Raw genomic sequence first — 25,075 nt, 5'->3', positions numbered from 1 at the left:
CCAGAAATAATGATACTATTTCTGGGTATCTCGCTTTTTTTATTATAGCTTATCTATCCTACTGAACAAATCAAATCCAAGTGCTATTTTGCTAATTGGATAATCAATTGCTCAATACTTTCTACTGCTTCTTTTGGCAACGAATGATAGGCATTTAATGAGCGAATATATTGTGTGCGTATCCGTAAACGTTCCTGCAATAGTTGTCTATATGCTCTATCATCAAAAGGCACTTCCATTCCTTCAATCGACAAGTAAGAAATTCTAGGTAGCATACCAAATGGAATAAACTTCCCAGTTTCGCGAACAATTTTCTCGATACTCCCTAAGGTGATTGCTGGTGTTACTTTTTTTCCATTATAATTTCCTGTATTCAATACATAGCATTTGGTACGACCTGATTCAAAAAGCGTTCGAAATGCCTGATAGTCTTCGCCTAATGGATAGGCACGGAAGGGATTGGCAAAAGGTTCTATAATTAGTTGGTTGGTGTCACCGTTTGTCACATTTTCTGCACTCGAACGTTTCGTAGCTAATGTCGCTCCAAAAGCGGTAGCTAATGTGGGATCATCGATTCTTAAAACGGGTGGTAAAGAGTCATCTTTCATGATCCAAAAAACAGCGTCTATCGGTTCAGCCAAATGGTCTACGCGATTTGGAGTGACGAAACGTGATTTCACTGTCCGACCATTTCCATTACGAATATCTTGTGTGATGATTATTTTTTCTTGCATTTCATTCGTTGTCACTCCCACATTTTGACAAGTAAGAAAATAGGCGATGGTAGGATCATCGGAAGAATAATCTTGTGTTTTATCAAAATAGGAAGGTTCCAACGCAGTTGTCGACCCTTTTTTTCGAGAAATAATAAACGCATCATCATGAAGGATCTTTACGGGTAGATCTTCTGCATGTTTTGCTAATGTAATCGTGGATTTTCCAGAGCCAGATAAGCCAAAAACAGCCATCGTATAAGTTCTATCATCTAAAGAATATTGCTTCATTCCCCCATGGCAAGCAACAAATCCATTTCTGTTTGCCATCGCCCACGCTAGCGTCAATGTAGCTTTCTTCAGCTCCCCAAAATAGCGCAACCCTAAGACAGCTGCCACGTTATGATGAGGATCAAACAATACTAAGCCATCAGGATGCTCGCTGTCTGTCCAATAGGGATCACAAAAAATATAAAGGTCCCCTTCATCATAAACAGTGGAGTTTTGATAGACTTTTTCAATCTCATCCGTAGCAAATTGAAAATTCAACAGATAAGAATAGAGATTGTTCTCGAACCCTTCAGGAATCAGTAAGTGTGATTTGACTGAAAACTCATTGTCCAACCCAACGATTACTTCACCATGATAAAATGCTCTCTTTCTACTTTGATAAACAGCTTCACGTAAAATACCTTCATATTTCTTTTGATCAATTGTCGGTTCTCCGATAACTCGTCTTGCTGATGCTGTTCGCCCTACGACCTTACCGTCATTGAACACTAGTATTTTTGCATCTTGTGGTAACTTAAATTCTTCAGCATGCATGATTGGTAGATCTGTGACAATCGTTCCTGGGCTTTCTTTTGCTAACTGATAAGCGGTCTGCAAGTTGGGGATTCGCTCGACATTGTTTCCATAGAACGCCGTCTCAATTATGGTACGGATACCTGATAGCAGTGGATTCTCAGGCTCTATATCTTTTGCCTGTAAAAATGATTTTGTACTCATCCTATCACCTCGTTTATACTTTTTAGATTAAAACGTTTTCTTAATTATAACGTAACTTCTTCCTTTCTTACCAATCATTTCCTGTTTTGGGTGTTCTAACAGTGTTCTATTACAAAAAAACCAAGAAATCGCTGTAACGATTTCTTGGTTCATCTAATTATTTATTATTATTTGCTAGACTCGACTTAGTACCAGCCGTTTGCTAACCAGAATGCTTGTGCAGCATCCCATGAACCATAACGTGAAGTAACGTATTGGTCAGCTACACGTTCTTGGTTTTCAGCAGAGTAGTCACCATTCAAGTATGATGCATCTAATTGGTAACGTCCGATATAACGACCGTTAGTTGCTGTATAAGAACCGCCTGATTCTTTATTGGCAATCCATTCTTTTGAAGAACTTGTATTGCTTGGAGTTGTTGCTGTTGCAGCAGCGGGAGCAGCAGGTGCTACTTCAACTGTTTCAACTGGTGCAACGTATGTATATTCTTGCGTTGCTGTTTCAGTTGTCGCTGGAGCTTCTACTTTTGGTGTTGCTTCAGTTTTTGCTGAAGAATCGCTAGAAGTTGGGATCGTTAATTCTTCACCAACGTAAATGCGGTTAATGTCTGCAACATTATTTTTTTCAGCAATTGCTTTGATCAATGAATTGTCACCAGCAAATTTTTGTGAAATCTTTGATAGTGAATCACCAGATTGGATTGTATAGACTTCATCGGCATGCGCATTTGTTGTTCCTACAAACATAGCAGTTGCACCAGCAGCAAAAGTTGTACCTAAAACGATCTTTTTAATTGAGTTCATATTTATCTCCTTTATTTTCCCATGTATTTATCAACGTCATTAACTTTATCATCTAAAAATATTTCATAGGTAAAAGAAGTGTGACATTTAATGACAAAATCGGCGAATTTTTAATATTTGTAACATAACTCAAAGTAAAAAAAATACAGAATTCTTACAAAAGCCTTATGTATCAAGTGAGGAAACGCTTTTTAACTATTTCTTAATTTGTTTAGAAAAACTTATGTTTTGTAATATAAGCTCATTTTTAAAGCTTATTTTTTTCCATTTTTCTTTAAATAACTCTCATTTTTTTAAAAATTTTACTAAAAATGCAAAAAATCCAGCAATTGTTACAACAATTACTGGACAAAAATCATGGTTTGTGGAAGAAACCTCTTAACTATTTGGTCGTTTTTCTTTGTTTTTCTTTTGTAACATTGTGATTGCCTGTGCTATTTCTATTGAAACTTCCTCGTTATCTTCTTTTTGATCGACAACTTCTAAAGTTTCTATCCATTTTTTTGGTTCTTTTCTCCCTAAGCGACCAATTGCCCAAGCTGCCGTTGCACGGATCACAGGTCTAACATCCGTCAAGCATTTCTCGATCTCAGGTAAAGCAGAAGTATCGCCTAAATTGGCTAAAGCAATGAGGGCATTTCTTTGCAGTGGTTTTTTTCCACGCCACGAACCGGCTAAATGACCAAATTGTGCGTTGAACTCCTTATTTGATAATTGGAGCATTGGTTTCAATTTGGGATAAACTTCATCGACTTTTGGTTCCATCTCGTCATGGAAATGGAAATCTTTTCCTCTATTATAGGGACAGACGAGTTGGCAAATGTCACAACCATAAATGACATTACGCATTTTCTTCCGATATTCTTCAGGCATTAATCCTTTCGTCTGTGTCTGATACGACAAGCACCTTTGAGCATTCATCCGTCCATCACCTAATAATGCTTTCGTCGGACACGCTGTGATACAACGTGTGCAGTCACCACAGCCAAATACACCGGGCTCATCAGGTTCAAATTGGATATTTGTAACAACTTCTCCAAGATACACAAATGAGCCGTATTCTTCTGTGATCAACAAGCCATTTCTGCCAATAAATCCTAATCCAGCACGTTGCGCCACCGCTACATCGATCAATTCTCCTGTATCGACTTGCGGTGCAAATCGCCAAGCATCCTCTTGTTGCCATACAGCTGCTCTTGTTTTGATGAAATCGATCAGTTTATTTAAGCGGTCACGCAAGATATCATGATAATCGACTCCCCATGAGGCACGTGCAAATTGCCCACGTTTTTCATCTTTGGGTACTTCTTCATGAATTTTTGTAGGATAAGCTAAAGCAATCGAAATGATCGACTGCGGAGATTCAAACGTTTTTTCTATATACAAACGTTCATCAATCACTGGATGCTCAAAACCAGAAGTATGTCCCGCTGCTTCCTGTGACTCTAGCGATTCCTTTAGATGGTCAAATGGTTCAGCTGTAGTAAAGCCGATTTTATCGATCCCTAGACGCTTGCTCTCTTCTATGATTTCATCTTTTAATGTTTTTGTCATTTCCCCCACCTATCTATCATGACCGTCAACGACTATATAATCCGTAGTATAAACGGTCTTTTTTTAGTTGGACAAATTGGATTTGCTGATCTGCAATTTTTCGTTCAGCCATCCAGCGTTTTCTCGTGGCAAATATTTCCCAATAATTGACAGAAATCCATTTTCTTTGGTTATCTAATGCCTGAAAAAAATTGAGAGAAACAGGTTTAGTATGCAATAATTCATGGAAGCGAACTTGTTCTTCCTGAGAAAAAGTGGATAGATCTCTCGAATAAAGTGTTTCTTCATACAGACATTTTTGTTGTGTATACGTAAACGTTTGGGGGATTTTCCCTGGACGTGCAATTTGGACTAGTCGATTATAATAGCTATTCATCAATTTACTATTTGCGATAAATGCACTTTTGTAATAAGCCGATTGTATTTTCTCAATCACACCTTCTGTTCCCATCACTGAAAACAATGCAGGCCACGCCTTGATAGTCACTTCATTATTTTGTTTGACTAAGACGCCTGGGACGAAACCTCCAGAAGAGATCGAAACGAAATAGCCGATTCCTGTTGTTTCATCTAATGACTGAAATTCATCGAAAAGCCACTTCGCAGGATAATGCTCTTCATTATCCGCTTCATTTGGATTTGCTATGAATAATTTAGCCATTTCGGATTCTAAAAATTGTAGATCTTGATCCTTTTCAGAGTTTTCATGCTGTTCGATCAGCTTAATCACTTCTTCTTTGATTTGATGCTTGTCTTTACGCGTAAAATTCATAGCTCCACCTTCCTTTCATACCTCTAACTATAACGGAAATCCGCTAAAAAAGGTATCTGTAAGCTGTAAAAAGAAAGATTTTTTAGTCATTTTTTCGTGAAAAAGAAGCGAGTGGGACAAAAGTAAGAAACACTTTTGTCTCATGCTTTAAAAACTAATAAACGGCGGGAGCAGAAGCAACTCCTTCTTAAATAAGCCGAAATGAACAAAAATTTGAAAAGCAATTTTCGTTCATTTCTTCTTATTTCTCGGAGTTAAACACTTCTGTCCCAGCCTCTTCTTAAAACATGTCAAATGTAGGCTTGCACTATACATCAAAAAACAAGGTATACAAACTTTTACTCCTCTTTGAACATCTTGTCGCCACATCTCTTTGTTGAACAAATCGCTTACCTAATGTGCTTCCTCCGGTTTTTCTTGACTTAACCCATCATGGATCGTCTGGATATTCCACTGCATCATCTTGTAATATGAATCGCCTTTTTCACCTTTTTTATCAATCGAATCCGTGTACAATTTGTCATAGATCGTTAGTCCCGTTTCTTTAGCGATACGTTCCATACTTCTCGGATCTACACTCGTTTCGACAAATAGAACAGGCACATTTGAATCCCGCACTTGGTTAACGATCGTTTTCATCTGTTCAGGTGTCCCTTGACTTTCAGTATTGATTTCCCAAATATAGGCAGCCGGCACATCATACGCTTTTGAAAAATATTTGAACGCTCCTTCACTAGTTACAAGCAATCGTTTATCTTCTTCGATCGAACCAAGACTGTCTTTTGCTTGCTGATCTAATTTTTTCAATTGTTCGATGTACGCTTTGCTGTTTTTTTCATACTCTTTCTGATTATCTTCATCTTTTTCAGAAAGAATCCTTGTTATTTCTTCTACGTACTTCATCCCATTCGACAAATCTAACCATGCGTGAGGATCTGCCTGAGTTTTAGTAGCCCCTTTTGCCAAATAGAGTGGCGTAACTTTTTTACTTACTGCAAAATAGTCTTTTCCTTCCTCTTTTTTCGCTGTTTCCATCAAATTCATAAACCAGCCGTTCCCGGTTTCTAAATTTAACCCATTGTATAAAATGACATCTGCATCACTTGCCTTTTTGATATCTTCCGGCAACACCTCGTGTTCATGGGGATCCGTGCCCACCGGAACAATACTATGAACAACTACATGCTCTTTTCCTATTTCTTTAGCCATATCTGCTAAGATCGAATTTGTTGCCACTACCGTTAATTGATTCTCCTGCTCTTTCTCGGTTGCTTGGCTCCCACAACCGGCTAAAAGTAAGAACCCTACAAACAACAACCAGTAAATCTTTTTTTTATTTTTCATTGTGCCACCTCTTTTACTTTATTTTTTTAATTTTCTTTGATCGTAATTATGCTTGCTTTGAGCGAAATAAAATTCCTTTTGTTGGTGAGAACAAGAAAGCAAGTGTAAAGAACAGCGCACATGCCAACACGATCGTAGCACCAGAAGGCCAGTTGTAACTATAACTGAAAAAGACACCGACAATAGCACTTAAAACGCCGATAGTTGCCGATAGAATGATCATTTTTGCTAAATTGTTCGTTAACAAATAGGCTGTCGCAGCTGGAGTGATCAGCATAGCGATCACTAGGATCGTTCCTACTGTCTGCAAACTAACAACTGCAACTAAAGTCAAGAAAAACATCAGTACATAATGGATCAACGTAGTATTCAACCCATAGGCTTTGGCCATCATTGGATCGAATGATGTGATCTTCAGTTCTTTATAAAAAATAAAAATGAACAATAGCACGATCCCACTCACGATAGCAGTCATCTGTAAATCACTTTCTCTAACCGCTAACACATTTCCAAATAAAATATGGTAAAGATCGGTTGCACTTTGGGCAAATGAAATCAAAATGATTCCAAGTGCAAAGAAAGAGCTGAATACGATCCCGATCGCCGTATCATTTTTTAACCGACTACGTTGCGTTACAAACCCAATGATCCCCGCTGTCAACATTCCAAAAGCAGTCGCACCGACAATGTAACTGAACCCAAACATATACGAAATAGCAACCCCTGGTAAAACCGCGTGAGAAATGGCATCTCCCATCAATGACATCCCACGTAATATAATAAATGCGCCAATCACTCCTGAAGCCAATCCAACTAAAATTGACGTAAGCAATGCGTATTGTAAAAACTGATAATTCAGCAGACCTTCATAAAAAGATTGAATCATTTCTTCTCTTCTCCCTTCACTAATTGACCGATCACTTCGCCATAGGCCGCTTGTAGATTTTCTGATGTGAACGTTTCAGCCACAGGACCGCTGGCAATCAAGGTTTTGTCCAGTAAGATCAATTCATCAAAATACTCTTCTACTTTATGTAGATCATGATGAACAATAATGATTGTTTTCCCACTTTTTTTCAATTCTTTTAAAAGAGAAAAAATCTTCTTTTCACTTACCGCATCTATTCCGACAAAAGGTTCGTCTAAAAAAATCCATTCTGCACCTTGAGCAAGTGCACGTGCTAAAAAAACACGTTGCAGTTGCCCGCCAGAAAGCTCACTGATCTGTCTTTTTTCATAATCGCTCATCCCGACTTTTTCTAACGCTTGCTTTGCTCGCATTTTTTCTTTCTTCCCTGGGCGCTGTCCTATCTTTAATGAAGGATAGGTTCCTAGTAATACGACCCCTGATACATCAATAGGAAAAGAGAGATCCAACTCATTGCGTTGCTCGACATACGCAATTTGTTTACGTACTTTGCGGATGGGTTGCCCACAAAAAAAGATTTCACCCGATCGCTTGGGGATCAATTCAAGGATAGCTTTCATCAAAGTTGATTTTCCTGCACCATTCGGGCCGATGATCCCAGTGATCTGTTTTGGCTGGATATTTAAATCAATTGTTTCTAACGCTGATTTTCCTTGATAAGCAACTGATAGATTTTGAATTTCAATCATATATTTCGACATGCACAATCTCCTTTTTAGGTTTACCTAACTTTTAATTTAAATGTAGTTTAACTTAAAGCGAAAGCATTTTCAAGTTTTCAGCAAAAAAAAAAATTAAAATTCACTCGCATTTTACGCAAAGTTTCTGTAAAATCACATCAAGAGTCGATAAGCGAATTTATTTTATTTAATACTTGTTCTCATCTGAAATATGCGTTGCAATTATTAGTATTTGCTTGTTTTACTCAAAAATCGAAAGGAGTTTTAGTATGGAAGAAGAAAAATTAACTCGAAGTCTTAGCGCACGTCATATACAGATGATTGCGCTAGGCGGGACTATTGGCGTTGGATTGTTTATGGGTGCTTCCTCAACCATTCGCTGGACTGGTCCTTCAGTTATGATTGCTTACGCAATTGCAGGATTCTTTTTGTATTTGATCATGCGCGCGCTTGGCGAGATGCTTTATATCGATCCTTCAACTGGGTCCTTTGCAAATTACGCTAGTGAGTACATCCATCCTGTTGCCGGTTATCTAACTGCTTGGAGTAACATTTTTCAGTTTGTCGTAGTTGGAATCAGTGAAGTCATCGCTGTAGGTGAATATATGAATTATTGGTGGCCTAACTTGCCAACCGTTATTCCAGGAATCCTTGTTGTCCTTTTTTTGATGCTTGCAAATCTAATCTCTGTTAAGGCATTTGGTGAATTAGAGTTTTGGTTTTCAATTATTAAAGTAGTAACGATCATCTTGATGATCATCGCAGGTCTGGGAGTCATTCTATTTGGATTTGGAAACCATGGTGTGGCTGTAGGCGTTTCAAATCTGTGGAAAAATGGTGGCTTCTTTACTGGTGGTGTAAAAGGATTCTTTTTTGCTTTGTCGATCGTTGTTGCCTCTTATCAAGGAATCGAATTGATTGGCATGACAGCAGGAGAAGCAGCTGAACCGAAAAAGACGATCATAGAAGCAGTGCAATCAACACTTGGTCGGATCTTGATCTTTTATATTGGTGCGATTTTTATCATTGTAAGCATTTATCCATGGAATCAATTAAGTGAGATCGGGTCACCATTTGTTCAAACATTTTCTAAAATCGGCATTACTTTTGCTGCTGGTTTGATCAATTTCGTTGTTTTGACTGCTGCATTATCTGGATGTAATTCAGGTATTTTCAGTGCAAGCCGAATGATCTATGCTTTGGCTGTCAACGGCAAGATGTCAAAGAAATTTTTGAAACTTACAAGTCACGGTGTCCCATTTTATCCAGTTGTTGCAATCTCTGGCGGTATCTTCATTGGATTGATCCTAAATTATCTATTACCGATGGTCGTACATCATTCAGAAAATCTGTTTGTTTTTGTTTATAGCTCGAGTATCCTTCCAGGTATGGTTCCTTGGATCGTTATTTTGATCAGTGAGATCAAATTTAGAAAGTCACATCCTGAAGAAATGGCTGATCATCCGTTCAAAATGCCATTTTCTCCTTACACGAACTATCTTTCTTTGTTATTTCTCGCCATTGTTTTAGTCTTTATGTTTATCAATCCTGAAACAAGAATCTCTTTACTTATTGGCTTGGTTTTCTTAGCTTACATGGCGATCCATTATTTTATTCGAGAACGCAGACTAGCAAATAGAGCTTAGAAAGAGGACTGAACAGATGTGTTTACACGCGTTTAGAGCACAACTTTCATTCCCTCGATATACTCTATAAATCACCTCCCCTTCAAAAGGGTGGTTTGCACTAGGGCTATTACCCCTTAACACCGGCCAGCGCCTAAAGACGCTGGCTTTCTCATTTCATGTTCAAGCCATATTGCCTTTGCCACTTTTGACTACCTTTAAAAAGGTATTTGTATGACTCGCTAACCCTTGAAAAGGGATATTTGACTGCTGACGAATGTCTTGCTTTACAAGATTTACTCACTCTTAAAATCACAGAAATTTTCTCTGATAAAGAAAAAGTTGAAGAAATAAATTTTTATCTTAATTTAAGAGAAAAATTCGTTTCTTTTCATAAATTTTTTTGTCCGTGTACATTGTACTTGTAAGAACCAACAATTTAAGCTAATATAAAGAAAAGGGACTATGCGTGAACATAGCCCCAATGTAGAACCGTTAAAAAGACGGTGGCATAGGTTTTATAATTTTTAACCATCTAACTTCTAGCCAAAGTGATTAGATGGTTATTTTTTTTGGCCTTTATGGTCAATAATCAGCAAAACCAATGTCGCAAACGCGATCATCAGTTGAATTGCTTCAAAAGTTGACACTTGCTTACTCCTTTCTAGGGATAAAGCGATGAACCATAGGCATCACCCCTTTTTCAAGAGATTAGCCACCATCTTTTCACTTTTCTACCTGTCAATTATACCATAACTTTATAATTCGATTTATTAGTAAAAAAATTATATATGTGTCAACAGTTTTGCGGTAAGTTTACATGAAGACCATCCTCTTTTTATTAGTGTCCGTTAACCTTAACAATTAGAATAAGGATCTTCTTTTTATTTTTCTCTCCCTTACCGCAATTTATTTTACACTTAGACTGCCTCTTTTTTTATTTTTCAACAACGAAACAAATCGTTTCTGACTCCTCTGTAGCTTTCATCCCGCGAATATCATCAAAAACTTCACTGCTTCCAAAGCCTATAGTGCTTAATTCCATAAAGAGCTGTTTCTGCTCAAAGACTGTTTCCCAAATGAAAAATTCTTTGATTTTATCTGGATAAAGCAAATAATGCTGTTCCAAATAGGTATTGGTCCCGAAATAATTTTTTTGTGCTGTTAAGTGTACGCATATTTTCTGCGTCCAAAAATTATTTTTCTCCAGCTGCCAAGTTCTCGCTGCTTCGAAGTCTATATATTTCTTCGGAGTGAAAACATCAAAAATAAATCTTCCGCCTTTTTTTAACGCCGCATGGACCTTTTGAAATACTCGTTTTCGATCCTCTGAAGAAAAAACACCCAAATCACAATAGATCAAGACGATAATGTCGTAGACCTCACTCCCTAATTCCTCTTTCAAGTAGTCTCCGCATTGATAATCAATGACGTAGCGCTTTTCTTCAGCTGACTTCGTAGCATGAGCAATACTCAACTTAGAAAAATCGATTCCTTTAACTTGGTAACCAGCCTCATAAAATTTTTCAGCATAGATCCCAGGGCCACAACCTAGATCCAGCAGCTTGGGAAACTCTTGTGCTGGACATTTTTGTGTCAACCACGCCATCGATTGATTTATATATTCCGCATTTCTTGTAGCCCCATCAAATTCGGTATCTAAGTGGGCCGCTGACATTTGAGGAGCTAAGTGAGCATCTAACCAAATTGAATCCTTGCTGTGACTAAAAATCGGGACATCCTGTTTAATCCATTCCATAATTTTCTATTCCTCTTTCTCACTGACGACAATCCAATAGACAACAAAAAAACGTAAAAAATTTCTGTACAACAAATAAACTGTCTTTTTATCCGAAAATTTTCAGTTTATTCACTGTCAGAATACTTTTCCACGTTTCACTAAAATCCTGCAATTACGGACTGTATAGTGCGCCGGACCAAAATCGCCTCTTATCTACTTTTTGTGATTGTCGTCACGATAAGTTTAGCATAATTTAGTAAATAATACGCATACAATGAACTCCCGGTATGGTCGATTTCCCAATCTGATTTTTAGTTTTACCCTACTCTCATCTTTTTTTATAACTATTTCTAACTATTAACACTAAAATAAGTATAAACAATTAGTCCAACAGCAATGATCCCTAAAAAAATCAAAAATATATTTGCCCATCGTTGGTATTTCACATTAATCTTATTTGAACTTCTGCTTCTCAAAATAATAAGGAAAAAGATAAAAGCCCATACATAAATCATGATTTTCCTCCTACAATTTAGTATCTTCAGAATATATTAAAGAACCACAAAAGAAATAGTAATCCCCCTACTCTCATGTGTTTTTTCACTTTTTTTAACATATTTTAGCTAAGTGTAATGATCTAAATACATATAAATTTTTCCATTTGAAAAATAAATCCATCCTTTACCTCACTACTAATAACAGTAACAAATGATTTAATTATTATTTACGTATTCTTCTATCCCACAATTGAAGGGTATAGCCTAAAACATTTCGACCAAAATATATGGTTAAACAGAAGAAGAAACATGGCAATAGAATTAGCCAATTCATTTCAAAATTTCTAATAAGTGTTCTTAGCATTGACAGCGCAATAGTGCCAAATAACAAAAATAAAGAGATATTCATTAAGTAAACTAATACTGCCAACCAAAATGTCATTCCATATTTTTTTTGTTTACTTGCATCATAATTAAATAAATCATCTGAAAATATAAATATCCATGATAGTAGTTCTACAATAATTTCGATGGATTTCTCCCCCCTACTATGTTAATTCAATCCAACCATTTCCTGGAATTTTATCATAGCTACTATTATCAATCAAATTAGCAATATAAGTTCCCGGGTCCAGTACAACAACGATAGATTTACTCAAGCCTCCAATGATCTTGTTTAACTGTGAGATTCTTATAGTTGCTGCTACACGACTTTGTAATTGGTTTACTAACATATTCCATCCTTTTTTCTTCACATAAGCTGAAATGGAACCGCCTGTAATGAATGATAAAGCGGTATTAATCACTGTTGCTAATACACCTACTGAAATAAGTCCATGTGAAGAACGTAGCATCGTTCTAATGTCTGGTTGAATACCAAACTTTTCCATTAATTCTATTTGCATATCTGCTTGAGCTTTTGATAGATTTTGGTAATAAACTGAAGAAGAATCAAACACTCCTAACATATATTTTGTTGCAACTGCCTGTTGTTCACTAGTTTCAATGTTTTCAATACTCTTTGTAGATTCGCTAACTACCCGTCTGAAGTAGTCAGCTTGTTCAGAAGTCATTTTTTGGATATCAATTGCTGTACTGTCATTTGATTCAATCAACTCACTTTGCATTGTGTCCTCAATTTCAACATTTGAAATCAATCTATTCTCACTTAGTTCTGAATTTACAGTGATTTTATCTGAATTATTCGTAGCCTCTTGATCGCTATTCAAAGTTGATTGACTAATAATATCATCAGCATAAACAATTCCATTTGCAACGGTTGGGGTTACTGCGGTTAACATTGCTCCTAAAGCCATTCCAGATACGATAAACTTATTGATTTTCATGTAAAACATCTCCTTTCGTAAGTAACTTTACTTTATGTATTTTTTAAAATTACATAAATATCCTAGAACGTTAAAATCAAGTCTTAAAGTAAGCGTTTTTATTAAATTACGATTAAAAACTTTTTCAATTCATTAAAAATCGTTTCTTTCACTCATACTGTGACCTGTTTCGTAAAACTCTTTTCGTTTTTAGATTTGATTGTTCATTTTCATTAGTATGTTTCGATCGGTTGCTGTGAAGAGAAAGGATTGTAGAGATACAAAGAAAATAAAAGGGAATGTGAGATAAATCTAAAAATCAGTTTTGCTAAAGACTCTCGAATAAACGGCGGGAGCAGAAGCAACTCCTTCGGAAATAAGCCGAAATTCACAAAAATTTGAAAAGCAATTTCCGTTCATTTCTTCTTATTTCTCGGAGTTAAACACTTTTGTCCCAGCCTCTCTCAAATAAACGGCGTCCAACAGTCAGGTTTTTCGGAAATTTCAAAAAAAACGAGCAATACAAAAAAAAACGAGCAATACAAAAAACGTATTGTTCGTTTTTCTCTCCAATTTCTCAAACCTAAACGGCTTTTGTCTCGACTTCATTTTTAGTGTGTTTAATCAATTCAGTTTCAAAACTTCTCCCGGATTTAAAAAGTAGTCGTCCATTGTCATGCCATTCAAGGATAAAATCGTTTCTACTGGAACCCCTGTTCGTTCCGCAATTTGGTTTGGTCCTTCGCCTTCTCGAACAACTGTTGTTGCCGCCGAAGCACTTTGATCTGCACTTTGTGAAGAAGAAGTTCCTTGTGCATATTGATCAGTGGACATTTGGCTTTCTGTTGTTGACTCCGTTGTTTGTGCTGTTGTATTGGTTTCAGTTCCACTTGTTTCCTGACTTGTAGATGATTCAACCTTCAAAGAAGCACTCGTACGCAGATAAATATCTGATATTCTAGCAACTTGTGCAGTGTACGTTGCAGAAAGTTGATTGATCATCGTATCAAGATCCACACCATCTTTTGCATGCGCTGTTTGATACTTTTCACGTAGTTTGCGGATTCCTTCGTCAGAGATTGCTTGTAACTCACTCGCTTTTTGGTTTGCAACAGTGGATAGTCCCGTGAGCCCATCCTGATTCTTTTGGATCTCCGTCTGGTATTCTTCAATCAGAACAGGTGTCTGATCTTCGATTTTTTTTGAATAAGTTGTAAGGATCGTTTGTAACTGTTCCTCAAGTGTCCCCTCAGCGGATGATTGTGTCGACTTCATTGTTTCTTTTGTTTTCGATGTTTCCGTTGATGCTGACTCTTTTTTCTTTGCTGTTTTACTTGTACTTATAGTTGTACTTTTGGCACTAGTATCATTCTTATTGTGGAGATAAAGCCCAGTAACAGCCCCCACAAGCAATAGAACGACTGCAACTGCAGAACCTACTTTCAGCATACGTATACGGGACTCTTTTTTTTGTTGTTGCCGACGGGCCGTACGGACATTTTCTCTTTGTTCGTTTTTTTCGTTCATTTTGTACCACCACCCATTATTCATAAAATAGCGTTATCAATTCTCGCATATGTCCATTGTAGCAAATTATCCGAGTAATGAACATTTTAAACTGTGTTATTTAAATGAAAAATTCACCATTTTTGATGGTTCCAAGATTCCCCATCGATCTCTCCTTGCAACTGTTCCATCCGTTCAGTTATTTCAATCACCAATTGCTTGGTTTCATGTAATAATGCTTTTGTTGGATAATCAGCCGCTCTGCTTAATTCATCCAATTGGCTCAACACCCATTCTTCTGTCATAATCTACTCCTTTAATTCGCGTAATGTAAATGTCAGATCTTCAATATCTTCTTTTGCTTTCTCTAAATAATCGATCACGTATTCTTGCATTGGTTCCCCAATTGATTTTAAGGTATCGTTGGCTCTCATTTGTGCAATAAACCAGTCAATACGATTTGTCAAAGTAGGTTTCTCCTTTAAAGTTAAATACTGTTGATACGCAATCAGCCGTTCCCATTTTTTTTCCTTTGATTGATACATAAATTGAGACATGACATATGGTGGTAAAAAAGACATCATCAGTTTGTTCGCGATTCGTTGATACGGCCGCAAAAATTCTGAAATCGTATACTCTTCTTTCCCTCCGGATTGATACTCTTTTTCGGCAACTCCTGTCGTCAAAACGATCCCTAGCTCTTTTCCTCTTAGTTCTAGCGATGTATGCTCCAAAACAGTATCTTGCCATAATTTTAAATGTGCTGGGGCACTGTACCAGTAAAATGGAAATTGAAAAATGATACGATCATGTTCTTTCAGTAATTGTAACTCTAAGGCTAAATCTATCTGACCATCAGGATACATCTCTTCCAGATGATGCCAAGTAGCATTCGTTCCGTTCATTGCTTCTTTAAAAAATTGTTGGTTCAATGATGTATCGATTGCGGGGTGGCTCACGATGACCAAACTTTTCATGTCAAAAACTCCTATCCTTCATTGTGTTCTATATAGTTTAGCATAAAAAGAAAAAAGGACATTTCTGTCACGCTTGTCTCTAAGTCGTCCATGATACAATTTCTTGCGTTTCTAATTGTTTTTTTAAGGCTTCCAAGGAATGGTATCTTGATTCCTCATTTTTCATTCGTTTCCGATAACTTGTCGCTGTTTCGCCAGTTGTTTTTTTGAACATTCGACTAAAAACGACTAAACTATTGAAGCCAACTTGATAAGCGATATTCTCTACTGAGCTTTCTGTTAATGAAAGTAAAAAAGCCGCCCGATTGATACGTACACCAATCAAATACTCTTTGATACTCGTTCCCAAATGATTTTTGAATACTCGCGACAAATGGCTACGATTGACGGATAATCCTCGAGCAATTTCTTCTACTGTCAGTTGTTGTGCATAATGTTCTTCGATGTATTTCACTGTATCGATCACTAAAGGAGAATACACTTTTTGCTCTCCTAATCTCACTTTTCCCCCATCTTTCAATAGAGTTGCCAAAAGCCGGTAAGTTAAAGCAGTCAATTCTAACTCATCTGCTACATCTTCTTGCGAGTAATGGATACATTCCAAAATAAGATCGACATACGCAGAGATACCTGCTGACACCATCGTATATTGGTCATCTTTAAATGGTGAGCGCCGAATGATCTCTTCAGCAGCTGCTCCTCCAAATGATAACCAGCAGTAGACCCAAGGATCTTCTCCATCTGCTAAATAAAAGGTAGACTCGCCTGGACGTATCAAAAAAAGATCCCCTTTTTTCAATTCATATCGTTGTTCCCGGACATGGTATGTTCCTTTCCCCTCCATTATGACATGCAAAATAAAATCTTGTCTGATCGCAGGACCGAAAGAGTGAAATGGCAGCGTTTTTGAAAAACCACAAAAGTCAAAATTCAATTCTTTTTTTATCTGTTGTTGTTCCTTTTTTAGAAAAATAGCCTGTTCCATTGATACACCTCCACACTTCAACTTTACTCTAGTCTTCTAAATATGCAACAAAAAGTTAAATAGTAGTCACAGAAATATATTCATTAGGAAGCGTTTTCTTGATAAGGTGTAAATAAATAAAGGACCGTTCTTATTCATTTTAATCGCTTATTGTTTGTAAGCTGAATTAGAACCAAGAACTTTAGACAGCTCATGTAGCAAAAAAAGGTGTATTTGCCGTACTTCAATACGTAAAGAAAGGACGTTTATTATGTCAATCACAATCAAAGATTTTGGACAAGGATATCATTTACTTGTTTTAACAAATAAACATGGACTACGATTAGCGGTTACCGATTTAGGGGCGCGTATCGTCAGCTTGAAGGCAGAAAACAGAGAATTAGCATTAGGGTTTGACTCCGCTCAAGAATACCTAGAAAAAGATGTCTATATTGGTGCCTCGATTGGTCGAACAGCTGGCAGAATCGAGGATGGGCATTTTACGCTTGACGATCGCACGTACCAACTAAGTGTTGATCCAGCTACTGGTCATTCCTTGCATGGCGGTTCTCCTGGTTTTGAAACCAAGAAATGGTCTTATCAAACGATTGAAGATGAACAAGGAGATTCTGTTCTCTTCACTACCGAAAGTCCTGACGGAGAACATGGTTTTCCAGGTAATCTAAGAGTAGAAGTTCGCTATACATTGACTCAAGATGATATCTGGCGGGTAACCACTCGCGGTATAAGTGATCAAACGACCCTATTCAACCCGACAAATCATGTCTACTTCAATTTAAGCGGTGATATCACCCAACCAATCGATCAGCATGTTCTTTGGTTGGACAGTGAAGAGTACGCCCCTTTGAGAGCAGATAGTATCCCATTAGGAAAAAAATCTTCGGTAGCCAATACGCCATTTGATTTTCAAGAGCCGAAACAGCTTGCGACTGTTTTTGAAAGTGATTTTGATCAAAAAGTGCTTGTCGATGGCATCGATCATCCCTTTTTCTTAAAGGAACAAGGATTAGACAAAGTAGTAGCTTTTCTTGTCAGTCCAGATAAAAAAATCAAAGTAAGTGTAGCAACAGATGCGCCAAGTATTGTGGTATTTACAGCAAACTTTGGAGAAAATACACCTGAAATGCGAGGAAAAAATCTGAGTGATCATGGTGGGATCACGTTTGAAACGCAAATTGCTCCTGGGGCAGAACAGTTCTCGGATTTTGGAGATATCAAACTTCCACCAAATACTCCCTTTGAAACAACAACAGAATTTAAAATCGAAACAAGAAAGGATTTTTAATAATGGAAATCAAACGCAGCTTAAATACAAAATTTGCAGAAATCTTCGGGCCTAAACAGACAGCTCAATACTTCTCACCCGGAAGAATCAACTTGATCGGTGAACACACTGACTATAATGGTGGGCATGTCTTCCCTGCTTCGATCACTTATGGCACTCAAGGTGTCGCAGCTTCTCGAAAAGACAATAAAGTCTTAGTGTATTCAACAAATTTTGAAGATGACGGCGTAATCAGCTTTACATTGAATGAGTTAGATTATGATAAACAAGCTGGTTGGGCAAACTATGTCAAAGGAATGATCCTAAAGTTAAAAGAAGCAGGGTATACATTTGATCATGGCTTCGAATTATTAGTGGAAGGAACGATCCCTAATGGTGCTGGCTTATCAAGTAGCGCTTCTTTAGAATTATTAGTAGGTGTCGTATTAGAAGATTTGTTTGATCTGGCTATAGATCGTCTTGTATTAGTACAAACAGGAAAAAAAGTAGAGAATGAATTTATCGGTGTCAACTCAGGGATCATGGATCAATTCGCAATCGGCTTTGGAGAAGTGGACAAAGCGATCTTACTCGATACAAATACCTTAAAATATGAGATGGTTCCAGTGAAATTAGATGGCTATGCAGTGGTTATCATGAACACAAACAAACGTCGTGAATTAGCAGATTCTAAATACAATGAACGTCGAAGTGAATGTGAAGAGGCGCTTAAACGTCTACAAACACAATTAGCGATCGATGCATTAGGTGACCTAGACAGCGAAACCTTTGAAGCTCATACAGATTTGATCAACGATGATACTTTGATTCGCCGAGCACGCCATGCAGTAACAGAAAACCAGCGCACACTAGAAGCAAAAGCAGAATTAGAAAAAGGAAACTTAGCTGCGTTTGGCAAGTTATTGAATGCCTCTCATTACTCATTGCGTCATGATTACGAAGTAACTGGGATTGAATTAGACACTTTGGTAGATGCTGCCCAAAAACAAGAAGGTGTCTTAGGCGCTCGAATGACTGGTGCTGGATTCGGCGGATGTGCCATCGCATTGGTCAAAGAAGAAAACATTCCAGAATTTGAAAACAATGTCTACGATGCTTACTTGAAAGTTGTTGGTTATGCACCAGAGTTTTATGTCGCTCATATCGGTAATGGCACGACTAAAATCGATCCTGATGTAGCCACTGCTTGATTTCAGTCGAATTCAAATCAATACTAAAAAGAAGTAGAACGATCCTAGATTATCTCTTGGATTCGTTCTACTTCTTTTCTTAGTGAGCTTCGATCTACTTGATTGGTTTTATTGAAATAAATACGTATTGTTTGTCTGTTCTTCAATCGTCTTCTGCCACTCCGTATTCACACAAGACTCTTGTTTTTTTTCTGTGAATTTATACGGTCCTAAGTCAAAAAATTGTTTTAGGATTTGGTTGACTTGTTGATACAGCTCTGGGGCCTCAATCACATTTTTGACAGTCAACGCTTCATGATCCTTTTGAAAATGAATTAACCCATCTTCTTGCCGAACCTCCACGCATTTTCCTGCATGTTTTAATTGCCGTATCTCTCCAAGCATCTCGTAAATATCTTCCCCCTCAAATCCCTCTAACAAGGCCAAGCTATCAACTAATGATCCTACGGACAATTCTGCTATTGTTGCTTTTTTCCCACCTAAGTCAAGCTGATAAATCGTAGAGTCAATGATTCCACACGCATTACAGCCACCTTCTGTCAGATCACTTTTCTTGGTTAATTGAACTTCTTTCATTATGGACTCCTCCTTTTTTATGATGATTTAGATATTTTTTTGCTTTGTAGTTCTTCCTTCTCTTCATTTCTCGTCTTGCAGCGTCTCTTAAACAACGAACCTGACAGTCGACATACGACAATACGATCTCATCTGATTCTTGTTCAAAGCCCCAAAAAGACATAATGATCCTCCATTCCCATTTATTTATACGAAGAGGCTGGGACAGAAGTGTTTAACTCCGAGAAATTTCGGCTTATTTAAGAAGGAGTTGCTTCTGCTCCCACCGTTTATTCGTTTTTAAAGAATGAGACAAAAGTGTTTCTTACTTTTGTCCCACACTCTTTTTTACTTTTACTATACCATTTCTCATTTTTTTCAGCATAAGAAAAAAAGTTCCACTAGTCAATAAAGAAAAACAAGTATAAAAAAATAAAATAGATATATTTGTTTTGATTATGAACAGATACATTCAATAAAAATAAGGAGTACCGCAAATATCATCTCATTAGATGATAAAAAAAAGAAAACACGCAAGGCAAAAGCAAGGAATGCTTTTACCTCACGTGCTAAACAAGAACAAATGGCAGATGCAACTCTTTCTCAAATAAATCGATAGCCAATCCGGCAAGAAATTTGCATGTATCTTTCTTCTTTCTCGGAGTTAGCCTCTTCTGCCACAACCTCTTTTCGTTCAATATCATTCCTTCCTTCTCATTCAAAAAAGAATGATTGGCGAAAAGTAAACAGCTGCTTATAATTTTTCTACTAATTCTTCTAGTTCATTCAAGCGTTTTTCAAATATGACCATTGCATCTTCGATATAATTTGCTTTCGTCATATCAACACCCGCTTTTTTCATTACTTCAACGGGATAATCACTACTTCCAGACTTCAGATAAGTAAGGTAGTTTTCTAATGCTTGTGGTTCTTTCGTCCAGATTTTCTTCGCTAAAGCAGAGGCAGCTGAAAATCCAGTCGAATATTGATAAACATAGTAATTGTAATAGAAATGAGGGATACGTGACCATTCATACTTGATTTCTGGATCTTCTTCTACAGCTGGTCCGTAATATTTAGTATTCAGTTTCCCATAATTTTCACTCAAGTATTCACTTGTCAACGGAGTACCTTTTGCATCCTCTTCATGCATAAAATGTTCAAATTCTGCAAATTGAGTTTGACGGAATATCGTACCTTTGAATCCATCAAGGTAATGATTCAAAACATACGCCCGTACTCGAGGATCTTCTTCTGTTTCCAACAAGTACTCCGTTAAAATATTTTCATTCGTTGTTGATGCAATTTCAGCTAAGAAAATCGGATAATCACCATACACATAAGGTTGGTTTGAACGAGTGAAGTAACTGTGGACACTATGTCCCATTTCATGTACCAATGTAAATAGTTGATCCAAGGCATCATGCCAATTCAATAGAATGTATGGATTTGTATCATAGCTTCCTGAAGAATACGCGCCACTACGTTTGCCTTTATTTTCTATTACATCGATCCAACGCTCAGAAAAGGCTTTTTCAACGACTGTCAGATATTCTTCACCCATTGGTTTTAAGGCTTCCAATGCTTTTGCTTTTGCTTCTTCATAGGTAAACTTGATTGGTGCTTCACCTAGAACTGGTGTATATAGATCGTACATGTGTAGTTTGTCTACCCCTAAAAGACGTTTACGAACAGACATATAACGGTGTAATAATGGCAAGTTTTTATTGACAACTTCCACTAATGTATCATACACGCTTTCTGGAACATGGTTGTTACTTAAAGAAGCTTCACGAGCTGACTTGTAATGACGGATTTTTGCTTTATAATTATGACCTTTGATATGCGCACTCAACGTAGATGCAAATGTATTTTTAAATTGTTCATATACACTGAAAAAACCTTTGAATGCTGCTTCGCGAACATTGCGATCCGTACTTTCCATTAACTGTCTGTAAACACCGTGAGAAAGTTGGATTGCTTTTCCATTTTCATCTGTGATCGTAGGAAACTCTAGATCAGCATTGTTCAATACCGCAAAGATATCACTAGAGGAACCAAATATTTCGCCTGCTCCTGCAAGTAAAGACTCTTGATCAGCAGACAGGACATGCGCTCTATTATCTACCATTTGTTGGATATAATGGCGATAAAGTTCTAGTTTTGGTTCTTGTTCAAAGTACTGCCAGATTTGGTCATCTGAAAGTTGAAGTACTTCTGGTTCGTACCACGAAATAGCTTCACTCACTTTTGCTAATAAACTGCCAGATCGGGCATACAATGCTTGATAGGTTGTATTTGCAGTATCTTGATCATTTTTCATACTAGAATAAACATAGATCCGTTCGATTTTTCGATAAACATCTAAAACAAATTCAAGTGCATCCAAAAATTCTGTGGCACTATTTGCCAAAGTCCCTTTATATTTATCAGAATTTTTTAATTCTTCAGTCAATTTTTCATAAGCCTGATCGAATTCTTGATCATTTGCAAAGATTTTCGTTAAGTCCCATGTTAGTTCTTCAGGTAATTCTTCTCTTTTTGGTAATTTGGTCGTTTCACTCATTGAATACACTCCTTTTTTCCATTCCTATCGCATCTTTTTTACAATCAAGATGTTCACCTTCATAGCACTAGCTATTGAAGTCCATTTTAGCACAACTTAATTCGGTTTACACATAGAATATAGGCGACATTCTTCATAAAATGAAGAATAAATGATTGATTCCCTAACAAGGGGGAATTGCCAGCTTTTTTTATACGCAAAAAGTTTTTGTAACCATCTTAGGTATCGCCCATAATTGCTTTTATGTGCCTCCCTAATAGAAACCTCCTCGTACAAGATTCGATAAAGAAATACTAACTCTTTAAAATAGAAGAAAAAGTAACTATCACGATACATCCAATCTGGCAAATACAGCAAGTGCCTTTGATAGGTGTAGCAGATACCTTGTAACTTGATATATTTAGGATGTCGCGAAAATAGTTGCTGCTGCAGCCATCTTTTATAGGTTACTCTTTTAGATAATATTTCAGGTTTTATCTCGCCAACGGTTTCATTAAAAAGCTTTGGCAGTACACCACTGAAAAACAACCACGATTTTTTTTCATAGGTGATTTTACCATTGATCGTTTCTTTCATATGATAACGCAGAATCAATTGTCTCTTTTTCCAGTCCAATTGCCATAGATGAAGCCCACAACTTTCATTAAATGCACAAAAGCGTTTTTCGATCATCGTCAATTTTTTATTTTTTAAAAAGTTGTTTCCTATGATCCACCACACCACATAGCCATTTTTTTGATATGTGTTAGTTCGCTCTTCAAATCTTCTGTATGGTAATGTGGAACACTGAATTTCTATTGCTAATGTTTCGTAAAGAACATCCGGTCTTTGACGAATTTTCGGTAAGTATCCCTCTAGATGAATCACTGAATTTGTTGAATGTCGCTGAAGCCAATCGAACACGACTTGTTTTAAGTTTAGGTGTTCTTCCGTTTCGCCTTCACTAAAACCAGTACATACTTTACGGCTTTTATGCGCAAAGTGCGCACTTTTTTGTTTCCCATTTTTTAAAATCACCCGCCCTTGACACACCGGACAAAAAAGCAAATGCTCTTTCGTCACTTTTTGAGCAGGAAACTGTTTTCCCTTCTTATCGATGGCATAAAGCATTATTCTCACCTCCAAAAAAACATACGCAAAAAAGGATCTGATCTTTCGGATCAAATCCTTCTTATCTATTCCAAACAGGTGGAGAAATTTTATTTTTGATCAAGCAAAATAAAATCGTGTTCGTTCTAATGCATTTCTTTCCATAATGAGTTTGGCATACTCATTCAGTGTTTCATTTGTACGATCGCTTTTTTCTGCGTACTCCAAAACGCGTGCAATTTGGTTTTCAACGTCCATTTGGGATAAATTTTCCATCCAAAAATGAACCACTAAGTAGTACACATCATCTAATAGGTAGATATCCGTCCACGCTGATTCTAGTTCTACATTATTCGCCAATTGAATCATTTGTTCAAAGTCGTCAAAAGCAAAAATTGCTTGGTGTTCAATTTCATCGGAAATGCGTTCGTCCGATTCTTCTACTTCATTATTCAGAATTTGTTGTTGAATAAACTCAGTCACATCATCAGAATCCAACGAATTTTCATCATTTTGGAGCATTTCTTCATTCGGAAGATTTTTGCTGATAAAAAGTTCTAAGCCATCTCCTTTTGGCAACACCTGAAAAGTAACAGCCTCACTGCTGCGAAACTCATCTTCAATATCCACTTCTTCCAGAATACTATAGAAAAAGTTTTCAATTTCTCTATGGTTTCCAAGTAGGTCCAAAAATGAGACTCCTCGCTCTTCTAAGTCTTCATGCCCAATCATTACTCGTATTGTGTTTTCGTTAATATGTTCCATTTCCATTTTGCTACACCTCACTTTGCCACAACAGTCAATATACCTTCATTGTATCGAAATAAGCTTAAATGTAAAGAAAAATAATTATCGCTTAAAAACAAACTAAATTTTTTCCATTTACTTGACACTCTTGGCAAATCCCTCTTCTTTTCTCTCATGCTACCATCCAAAAAATGATTGCTTTTTTAGTATTCCATCTGTTGATCATAAGGATATAAAAAAAAACTTAGAAAAACTATTTGAAAGTTTTTCTAAGTTAAGATTTTTTTCTATAAACCAGCCATCAATTGTGCTTGACGCAATTCTAACTGACGTACATCTCGTGGTAAGAAACGACGGATTTCATCTTCATTAAAACCAACTTGCAGACGTTTGTCATCAATCATGATTGGACGACGCAACAATCCAGGGTTATTTTGTACAAGTTCCAATAATTCTTGCAACGGTAATTCATCAAGATCCATGTTTAGTTTTTGGAAAACTTTAGATCGTGTTGAAATAATTTCTTCTGTGCCATCTTCTGTCATTTGTAAGATTGCTTTTAATTCTGAACTGTTTAGAGGTTCAGAGAAGATATTACGTTCAACAAATGGAATCTGATGTTCTTGCAACCACGCACGAGCCTTTCTGCAGGAAGTACAACTTGGGGAAGTATATAGTGTTAACAACGTGCACCACTCCTTTTTGTGGCTATTGCCACTTTTTTGTAACAGAAGATCATTATAATCTTCCATCTGTTTCTATTATACATAATCAACTTTTAAATAGCTACCTTTTTTCATAAATTTTTTTTAAAAAATGAAAGTTATCTAAGATTTATATTCCGTAAAACCAGCGTTTAGACCTTGGTTAACCATTTAAAAATGAGAGTTTTCAAATCTAATTCAAATAAACAAAAACAGTAAAACAGCTATTAAATCTGTATCATTATTTTATATGAGCTACTATTAGGTAGCGTTTTCATTAGAATAATTATGTTTTTTATTTATTTTTATCCAAAATAATCTTGATTTACAAGTACAGATTAGAATTAATATAACGCTTATTTTCTCAATAATACAACTGATTTTTTTTATTGCTGGATGTATCAGATAAAGTCCATATAATTGTGTAAAAGATAAAAGGCCATGTAACAGCCCTTTTACGGTACAATGTTTTTAACCACAA

Annotated in this window: 22 protein-coding genes and 1 pseudogene; 3 read left to right on the top strand and 20 right to left on the bottom strand. The window is 36.7% G+C overall.

Features of this window, described 5'->3' with window-relative positions; translation table 11 throughout:
• Positions 1–83: 83 nt before the first annotated feature.
• From FGQ66_RS08625 to FGQ66_RS08595, 7 genes are all read right to left on the bottom strand, one after another.
• Positions 84–1,721, bottom strand: a complete 1,638-nt coding sequence (locus FGQ66_RS08625) for a phosphoenolpyruvate carboxykinase (ATP) (protein ID WP_138302209.1) — start codon at positions 1,719–1,721, stop codon at positions 84–86.
• A 185-nt stretch (positions 1,722–1,906) separates the two neighbouring features.
• Positions 1,907–2,524, bottom strand: a complete 618-nt coding sequence (gene apf / locus FGQ66_RS08620) for an aggregation-promoting factor (RefSeq protein ID WP_005879382.1) — start codon at positions 2,522–2,524, stop codon at positions 1,907–1,909.
• A 378-nt stretch (positions 2,525–2,902) separates the two neighbouring features.
• Positions 2,903–4,078 carry a tRNA epoxyqueuosine(34) reductase QueG gene (queG, locus tag FGQ66_RS08615; protein WP_138302208.1) on the bottom strand — a complete coding sequence of 392 codons (1,176 nt, stop codon included), beginning with the start codon at positions 4,076–4,078 and terminating at the stop codon, positions 2,903–2,905.
• 25 nt (positions 4,079–4,103) lie between these two features.
• Complete coding sequence (locus tag FGQ66_RS08610; RefSeq protein ID WP_005879387.1) at positions 4,104–4,850, bottom strand: hypothetical protein; 747 nt, start codon at positions 4,848–4,850, stop codon at positions 4,104–4,106.
• Between the two features lie 393 nt (positions 4,851–5,243).
• A complete protein-coding gene (efaA, locus tag FGQ66_RS08605) occupies positions 5,244–6,194 on the bottom strand; it encodes an Mn/Fe ABC transporter substrate-binding lipoprotein EfaA (protein ID WP_138302207.1) in 951 nt (316 codons plus the stop codon).
• A 46-nt stretch (positions 6,195–6,240) separates the two neighbouring features.
• On the bottom strand, positions 6,241–7,080 hold the full coding sequence (locus tag FGQ66_RS08600; protein ID WP_081134938.1) for a metal ABC transporter permease: 840 nt from the start codon (positions 7,078–7,080) through the stop codon (positions 6,241–6,243).
• Entirely contained in the window at positions 7,077–7,823 is a 747-nt protein-coding gene (locus FGQ66_RS08595) for a metal ABC transporter ATP-binding protein (RefSeq protein WP_138302206.1), read from the bottom strand. Before FGQ66_RS08595 ends, FGQ66_RS08600 begins: the two co-directional genes overlap by 4 nt.
• 248 nt (positions 7,824–8,071) lie before the next feature.
• On the opposite strand from FGQ66_RS08595, the gene FGQ66_RS08590 reads away from it, so the two are divergent.
• Positions 8,072–9,448: an amino acid permease gene (locus tag FGQ66_RS08590; protein WP_081134933.1), complete on the top strand. Its 1,377-nt coding sequence runs from the start codon at positions 8,072–8,074 to the stop codon at positions 9,446–9,448.
• Positions 9,449–9,990: 542 nt separating this feature from the next.
• Here the strand turns inward: FGQ66_RS08590 and FGQ66_RS15815 are convergent.
• The 8 genes and pseudogenes from FGQ66_RS15815 to FGQ66_RS08560 form a co-directional block, all read right to left on the bottom strand.
• Positions 9,991–10,077, bottom strand: a complete 87-nt coding sequence (locus FGQ66_RS15815; RefSeq protein WP_227260122.1) for a putative holin-like toxin — start codon at positions 10,075–10,077, stop codon at positions 9,991–9,993.
• A 287-nt stretch (positions 10,078–10,364) separates the two neighbouring features.
• The gene (locus tag FGQ66_RS08585; RefSeq protein ID WP_230315273.1) at positions 10,365–11,186 is read right to left on the bottom strand and encodes a class I SAM-dependent methyltransferase; all 822 of its coding nucleotides are present in this window, start codon (positions 11,184–11,186) and stop codon (positions 10,365–10,367) included.
• A gap of 1,027 nt (positions 11,187–12,213) precedes the next feature.
• Positions 12,214–13,011 (bottom strand): hypothetical protein, encoded by a 798-nt coding sequence (locus FGQ66_RS08580; RefSeq protein WP_138302204.1) that lies wholly within the window; start codon positions 13,009–13,011, stop codon positions 12,214–12,216.
• Positions 13,012–13,328: 317 nt separating this feature from the next.
• Positions 13,329–13,448, bottom strand: a pseudogene (locus FGQ66_RS15685) (DUF3788 family protein); the annotation flags it as partial.
• A 166-nt stretch (positions 13,449–13,614) separates the two neighbouring features.
• On the bottom strand, positions 13,615–14,517 hold the full coding sequence (locus FGQ66_RS08570) for a LysM peptidoglycan-binding domain-containing protein (RefSeq protein ID WP_016176916.1): 903 nt from the start codon (positions 14,515–14,517) through the stop codon (positions 13,615–13,617).
• A gap of 113 nt (positions 14,518–14,630) precedes the next feature.
• The gene (locus FGQ66_RS15190) at positions 14,631–14,801 is read right to left on the bottom strand and encodes a hypothetical protein (protein WP_005879399.1); all 171 of its coding nucleotides are present in this window, start codon (positions 14,799–14,801) and stop codon (positions 14,631–14,633) included.
• Positions 14,802–14,804: 3 nt separating this feature from the next.
• On the bottom strand, positions 14,805–15,473 hold the full coding sequence (locus FGQ66_RS08565; RefSeq protein WP_138302203.1) for an NAD(P)H-dependent oxidoreductase: 669 nt from the start codon (positions 15,471–15,473) through the stop codon (positions 14,805–14,807).
• Positions 15,474–15,552: 79 nt separating this feature from the next.
• Positions 15,553–16,458 (bottom strand): AraC family transcriptional regulator, encoded by a 906-nt coding sequence (locus FGQ66_RS08560; protein ID WP_113845262.1) that lies wholly within the window; start codon positions 16,456–16,458, stop codon positions 15,553–15,555.
• Between the two features lie 250 nt (positions 16,459–16,708).
• On the opposite strand from FGQ66_RS08560, the gene FGQ66_RS08555 reads away from it, so the two are divergent.
• Both FGQ66_RS08555 and FGQ66_RS08550 read left to right on the top strand, forming a co-directional pair.
• The gene (locus FGQ66_RS08555; RefSeq protein ID WP_138302202.1) at positions 16,709–17,743 is read left to right on the top strand and encodes a galactose-1-epimerase; all 1,035 of its coding nucleotides are present in this window, start codon (positions 16,709–16,711) and stop codon (positions 17,741–17,743) included.
• Positions 17,744–17,745: 2 nt separating this feature from the next.
• Complete coding sequence (locus FGQ66_RS08550) at positions 17,746–18,933, top strand: galactokinase (RefSeq protein ID WP_138302201.1); 1,188 nt, start codon at positions 17,746–17,748, stop codon at positions 18,931–18,933.
• Between the two features lie 108 nt (positions 18,934–19,041).
• Here FGQ66_RS08550 and FGQ66_RS08545 read toward each other — a convergent pair whose 3' ends face one another.
• The 5 genes from FGQ66_RS08545 to spxA all read right to left on the bottom strand — a co-directional run bounded on the left by FGQ66_RS08545 (position 19,042) and on the right by spxA (position 24,576).
• Positions 19,042–19,509, bottom strand: a complete 468-nt coding sequence (locus tag FGQ66_RS08545) for a DUF4809 family protein (RefSeq protein ID WP_081134920.1) — start codon at positions 19,507–19,509, stop codon at positions 19,042–19,044.
• 733 nt (positions 19,510–20,242) lie between these two features.
• On the bottom strand, positions 20,243–22,054 hold the full coding sequence (gene pepF, locus FGQ66_RS08535; RefSeq protein WP_113845258.1) for an oligoendopeptidase F: 1,812 nt from the start codon (positions 22,052–22,054) through the stop codon (positions 20,243–20,245).
• A 96-nt stretch (positions 22,055–22,150) separates the two neighbouring features.
• Positions 22,151–23,164: a competence protein CoiA gene (locus tag FGQ66_RS08530; protein ID WP_138302200.1), complete on the bottom strand. Its 1,014-nt coding sequence runs from the start codon at positions 23,162–23,164 to the stop codon at positions 22,151–22,153.
• 99 nt (positions 23,165–23,263) lie between these two features.
• Positions 23,264–23,914, bottom strand: a complete 651-nt coding sequence (locus FGQ66_RS08525; protein ID WP_081134910.1) for an adaptor protein MecA — start codon at positions 23,912–23,914, stop codon at positions 23,264–23,266.
• Between the two features lie 263 nt (positions 23,915–24,177).
• Positions 24,178–24,576 (bottom strand): transcriptional regulator SpxA, encoded by a 399-nt coding sequence (spxA, locus tag FGQ66_RS08520; protein WP_005877288.1) that lies wholly within the window; start codon positions 24,574–24,576, stop codon positions 24,178–24,180.
• Positions 24,577–25,075: the final 499 nt, after the last annotated feature.

It is taken from the genome of Enterococcus sp. BSD2780061688st2 D3, assembly GCF_005844145.1.
GTDB classification, from domain to species: Bacteria; Bacillota; Bacilli; order Lactobacillales; family Enterococcaceae; genus Enterococcus_B; species Enterococcus_B durans.
This window is presented reverse-complemented; position numbering and strand designations above follow the sequence as displayed.